The organism is Paenibacillus sp. P4_A7, from assembly GCF_056402455.1.
In genome coordinates this window covers 1-5,732 of record NZ_JBFUHJ010000366.1, presented here as the reverse complement: position 1 = coordinate 5,732, position 5,732 = coordinate 1, and the positions used below count along the sequence as shown (strand labels likewise).

At 41.0% G+C, this 5,732-nt stretch carries 5 protein-coding genes; all 5 read left to right on the top strand.

The features are described 5' to 3' along the window. Positions 1–153 precede the first annotated feature (153 nt). The 5 genes from AC1DWN_RS26360 to AC1DWN_RS26340 all read left to right on the top strand — a co-directional run bounded on the left by AC1DWN_RS26360 (position 154) and on the right by AC1DWN_RS26340 (position 5,698). Entirely contained in the window at positions 154–519 is a 366-nt protein-coding gene (locus AC1DWN_RS26360) for a sensor histidine kinase (RefSeq protein ID WP_477561860.1), read from the top strand. Further along, positions 512–1,942, top strand: a complete 1,431-nt coding sequence (locus AC1DWN_RS26355) for a response regulator transcription factor (RefSeq protein ID WP_477561859.1) — start codon at positions 512–514, stop codon at positions 1,940–1,942. Before AC1DWN_RS26360 ends, AC1DWN_RS26355 begins: the two co-directional genes overlap by 8 nt. A gap of 106 nt (positions 1,943–2,048) precedes the next feature. Beyond that, on the top strand, positions 2,049–3,791 hold the full coding sequence (locus AC1DWN_RS26350) for an extracellular solute-binding protein (RefSeq protein ID WP_477561858.1): 1,743 nt from the start codon (positions 2,049–2,051) through the stop codon (positions 3,789–3,791). A 109-nt stretch (positions 3,792–3,900) separates the two neighbouring features. Then, positions 3,901–4,806: an ABC transporter permease gene (locus tag AC1DWN_RS26345; protein WP_477561857.1), complete on the top strand. Its 906-nt coding sequence runs from the start codon at positions 3,901–3,903 to the stop codon at positions 4,804–4,806. Positions 4,807–4,819: 13 nt separating this feature from the next. Continuing rightward, positions 4,820–5,698, top strand: coding sequence for a carbohydrate ABC transporter permease (locus AC1DWN_RS26340; RefSeq protein WP_477561856.1), 879 nt, complete (start codon positions 4,820–4,822; stop codon positions 5,696–5,698). Positions 5,699–5,732: the final 34 nt, after the last annotated feature.

Here is a 5,732-nt window from a genome sequence, read left to right as displayed (position 1 = left end):
GGGCAAGATGCTTCGATATAGTATTAAAGTAAACTCGGTGAAGAGCTGGATATCGCAAAGTCTTATTTAAAGCTGCAGCATTTCAGGTTCGACGACCGGTTTGAGATTCATATTGAGTTTCCAGAGGAGTTATTAAGATATAGAGTTATTAAGATGATTCTTCAGCCAATTTTGGAAAACGCAATCACTCACGGACTCGAGAACAGAATGGTAAAGGGGAATTTGTGGCTCGGAGGACAGATGACACTAGAAGGTGATATCGTCATACGGATCAAGGATGATGGGCTTGGAATGACAAGTGAAAAATTGGAGTCCATCCAGGCGGAACTGGCTGCGGGTGAAGACTTTCTTGAGCGAATCAATAATAACGATAATGAACATCTCGGGATTGTAAACGTTCACAACCGCATAAGAACTGCTTATGGTACTCCTTATGGATTAAGGATTGCCAGTGAAGAGGACAAGGGTACAGAGGTTCAGCTATTGCTGCCGCAGAGGGGAGAAGAAGCTAATGCTTAAAGTACTGCTGATAGATGATGAGAAATGGATTGTAAAAAGTTTAAAGTCGATCGTCAACTGGAAATCTCTCGGATATGAGATTATAGCTGAAGCATTCAATGGAATAGATGGATATGAGAAAATAAAGGAATTTTCGCCTGATCTAGTGTTTACCGATATTCGTATGCCAGGAATGGATGGATTGGAATTAATAAGGAAAAGCAATGAATTGAACAGGGATATTAGTTTTATTGTGACGTCGGGGTATAAGGAGTTCGAGTATGCTAGAAAGGCGATTCAATACGGAGCGCTATCCTATTGTCTAAAGCCATTTGATGAAGTAGAAATTGTGGAGGTGTTGGATCAATTTAGCAAGAAGCAGCTAAGGAATAGAGCCATTCTTCAAATGGAATTGTTAAATATGTTTCAGGAGAACGAAGGATTTTCAAACCAGATGCTGCTAGAAACTATGAGCAAGTTAGGCTTTGATTGGGATGAGAGAATCGGTGCGGCGGCCTTCGTTGTTGTGGGCACCGCTAATCTGCAAATTCCAGCGGGTGTTCCATATATTTCTCTGCAGATAGGCAGAAGTCTGAAAGCCTATATCATTCGAGGCGACTACACTACAATACTAACAGAGTCGCTTTCCCAAGAGTCCCCAGAAGGGGTTTCAGGCATTGGAATTGGTAACTGTGTGTATGATCCCACGAACCTCATTAACTCGATCGGGGATGCCAGTGTCGCAGCACATCGCTTCTTCATCACTGGAAATAAGGGGATTTGGGGTACTCGTTTTCCAAGCGGTAATTTGGATGAGATCAAGGAGATTCTATGGAAGTTGAATCAGACTCGGAATTCGAGTCTTGTTAATGAACTGACCGAGAAAATCGAATCTTTGATTGCTGAGGGATCGTTTACGATAAGGAACGCAGTATCTCTGTATAATATGGTAATATTCCATGTTTATAAGCTGGAAGAAGAGCAATTATTGTCCTATCAGCAACTATCGAATAGATTCAGTTATGTGAACGAGATGATCGCTTATCTAAAATCTCTGCTATTGAACCATTACAATCGTTCCTTCGCGCCAAGCCCCAAAATCCTTCCTCCAACCACCTTTGGCAAAATCGTGGCTTATATAGACGAGCATTTCAAAGAAGATCTATCTCTGCAAATGATATCCGAAAAGATGATTCTGAATCCGAGTTATGTTAGTCAATTGTTTCGAAAAGAATCCTCCGAAACCTTCCTGCAGTATTTGACTAAGAAAAGAATAGCCAATGCTTGTAGGTTATTAATTGAAACGAGTTTTTCCATTCAAGAAATATCGGAAAGCTCTGGTTATTTGGATTACTTCCATTTTGCCAAAACATTCAAAAAATGCATGGGTCTAACCGCATCACAGTACCGGGAAGCACATCGTAAGGAAGCGGGTAAAATATAGACATAACGGCACTAACGTATAAACATATGAAAGAGATTGTACATCATATATCCTATAAACTGTAAGCGTTAACAAAGCAGCTGAAAACAAAGGGAGGATATTTGAAATGAAAGAATCTCAAAGAAAACTTATGTTAATGGTTCTGATTGGTTGTGTCTTGTTGACCGCGGCGTGTAGTTCTGGTAATTCTACTCCATCGGCAACTGAACCAAGTACTAGCCCGAAGAGCACTTCGAGCAGCACGACCGAGGCTGCAGTGCCTCTGCAAGAAGAATATGTGATTAAAATTCTTACCCAAGATAATGATCAAATTAAAAGAAGCGACGAAACTAAAATCGGAAAAGCTATTAAAGAGAAATTTAATATCGTATTTGATTTTGTTCAAACACCAGGCAATTATACAGATAAATTAAATCTGATGTTGGCTGGTGGAGATTATCCGGAAATCATCACAATTCGGGATAATGCCACGTTTGATAAATATGTGCGTGCGAGCGCTCTGCTTCCTCTTGATGATTTTGTGGAAAAATCACCAGACTTCGCCAAAATGTTCAGCGTACAAATTCCATTATGGAAATTGACTGCCCCAGACGGAAAGCTATACAAGTGGGAGGGCGGTGTACCAGTTGATTTTAAAAATTATATAGAGGTTCTCGATATCGGAGTGCGGACCGACGCACTTAAGCAGCAGGGTTGGCCGAATTTACTGTCAACTGAGGATTACATTAAATTCCTAAAGCAGGCATTGAAGGATAATCCGACTACAAACGGTCAGAAGACACTTGGTATGGTTGTACCTTTCGCTGAGCCTTGGGGAATGCAAGGGATTTCCACCATCATGTATGAGAAGGGAGGAAGGTATACAGCGGCTGCCGGAAATATGGGAGTCGTTTGGAATCAGGTAGACAAAAAATTTGAAGACACGATGACGAATGAATATGTGAAAGAAAGCTTGGGCTTCTTCAACAAGCTTTATCGAGAAGGAATACTAGATAAAGACTCCTTCACAGATAAATATGATCAATTTGTTGAGAAACTCAATAGTGGCAGGGTGTTGTCTTCTTGGTATGTGGTATGGGGACTGTCTACTGCGAATCAAGGATTAATCGACGCCGGACATCCAGAGATGCAATATATCAACATGCCAGTTCGTAGTATGACGCAGATGGAGCGGAACGAGAAACGTCAAATTCGAGTAGAGGATACACGCCCATTTGATATTTTCGCTATTACTAAAAATGCTAAGCAACCTGAGAGAATTAAGGAATTGCTGGCGTGGGCAGCAACTGAGGAAGGGCGGATCTTGTTGCAGTCCGGATTCGAAGGAGAAGAATATACGATTGTCGATGGTAAACGTGTACCGACTGAAGCCTACAAGAAGACGTTGACTGATATGGATGCACAAAGAAGCGTAGGATTCGGATTGTTCAACTTCTTGGGTAATGTATTGACGAACGGACAGGACGGAGTTCCTTACACCATGGGCTTCGATCCAATCATTCAAGATGAATTAGGCCTGACAAAAGAAATGAGAGAAGCCTATAACGCATTGGGCTGGGAGAGCTCCAAGGATTATTATTTAGAGACCGGAGAAGTGGCCAATACCGGTATTGCTGGAACGGTTTCCATAGACTCTACATCTGATCTTGGTACATTGCATCAGAAGATGGTCGATTTCCGTGTGAAAAATTCTACTAACTTGATCATCAAACCAAAAAATGATGAAGAATTCGATACCTTGTATCAATCGATCGTCAGCGAGTACCAAAAACTGAATCCGGATCTTGTAATCAATGAATACAACCGACTCTATCAGGAAAAGCAAGCACAGCTAAATCAACTAAAATAAGGTGAGTTAAGGGCTTGAGGATGATGAGAGTAATGGATATTTGGATCGACAATTGGTTCAATCTTCATTGCTTCTCTTCATCTCTTCCGAGTTGCGGAAAGGATAAATTATGATCACAAAAATCGTTAGACAACGATATTTGTATGCCATGCTAATACCGGCTGTCTTGATAGTATTTACTTTCTCGTATGTTCCTCTCTTTGGCTGGATGATTGCCTTTGTTCATTATCAGCCCGGTTTTCCTTTGTTCAATTCGGAATGGGTTGGATTGCAGCAATTCAAAGCGTTCTTCACGGAAACAAATGACTATATGTACCTATTACGAAATACACTTTCCATTAATATAGGAGCTCTCATTGCCAACTTAGGAACGGCTTTCCTGTTCGCTCTTCTATTAAATGAAATCCGACAGCGATTCTTCGGTAAACTGATTCAGACCGTTACTTTTTTTCCCTTTTTCATATCTTGGATCATTATCTACTCCCTTTCAAGTGCGTTGTTTGCTACCTCTTCAGGTGCGATAAATGAAACTTTAGTGCAGTGGGGATGGATCGACGAAGGCATTAATGTGCTTGGGGATCCTATGTACTCGTGGGCTTTTATTATCCTAATAGGAGTATGGAAATTTTTGGGATACAACAGCGTCATTTTTATTTCAGCTATTGCCTCGATTCCATCTGAATTCTATGAGGCCGCCCAAATAGACGGAGCTAACCGATTTCAGAGAATGTGGCATATTACTATACCGAACCTTATCCCGACCCTAATTGTACTACTAATTTTGAACAGTGGGTGGATACTTAATTCCAACTTCKAACAGTTTTACCTGTTCACCAATACAACGAACTGGGAGAAGATGGAGGTTCTCGATATATACATTTATAGATATGGACTGCAATTGCTTAATTATCCCTATGCGACAGCGGTTGGCATTATGAAGACCATTATAAGTCTCATTATTATCATGTCAGTCAACACCATCGCCAAAAAAACAACGGGGAAAGCCATATTCTAGATAGGAGAACAAGATGAAGGAACGAACGATAAGCGGCACCCTATTCGATATCGGCAATTTTTTGTTTATGTTGTTCATTTTGTTGCTCATGGTATTTCCATTCATTTATATCATTAGCTATTCCCTGAGCAGTCCGAATATGCTGAAGGGCGGACTTGTTCTGTTTCCAACAGGATTTACGTTTGATTCTTACGTGAAAGCACTCGGGGATTCTGCGGTTTTGAAAGGGGCCATCGTATCGATCGCACGTGCATTGATTGGTCCTGCAGTAATGTTGTTTTTCACCTCCATGGGTGCTTATGTGCTCACGCGCAGTGATTTGGGCGGTGTGAAATTTTTTCGCAAATATTTCGTGTTTACGCTTTACATTTCCAGCGGGATCATCCCGATGTATCTGTTGATGGGTTATCTCCAGTTGAAGGGAACCTTCTTGATCTATATTCTTCCAGGTGCTGTCTCCGTTTTCAGCATGGTGTTAATCAAAACGTATATTGAAGGATTGCCTAAGGAGTTGGAGGAAGCTGCCGTAGTCGACGGGGCGAACGATTTTAGGCTATTTTTTCAAGTGATATTCCCGATTTGTACACCTGTGTTTGCCGCCGTTGTGTTGTTTGAATGTGTCAATCAGTGGAATGCTTTTATTGATACACAAATCTATAACACGATGTCTCCTAATTTGTACCCCTTGCAATATGTGCTGTATAACACGTTGAATCAAATCAATTCGCTAGAGCAATTAAGAGATCAGGGGCAAAAGCAAATGAGTGCCATTACACCACAAACCTTTAAGATGGCCATTACAGTCATTACCGTTTTGCCAATTGCTTGTGTATATCCTTTCCTACAAAAATATTTTATTAAAGGTTTGTTGGTTGGCTCAATCAAAGGGTAAGTTCAGCGGACATTTACACCGACTAACAGTGCTC

Coding starts and splice junctions, on each gene's coding strand:
- AC1DWN_RS26340 (WP_477561856.1), top strand. CDS start 4,820: ATGAAGGAACGAACGATAAGCGGCACCCTATTCGATATCGGCAATTTT.
- AC1DWN_RS26355 (WP_477561859.1), top strand. CDS start 512: ATGCTTAAAGTACTGCTGATAGATGATGAGAAATGGATTGTAAAAAGT.
- AC1DWN_RS26350 (WP_477561858.1), top strand. CDS start 2,049: ATGAAAGAATCTCAAAGAAAACTTATGTTAATGGTTCTGATTGGTTGT.
- AC1DWN_RS26360 (WP_477561860.1), top strand. CDS start 154: ATGATTCTTCAGCCAATTTTGGAAAACGCAATCACTCACGGACTCGAG.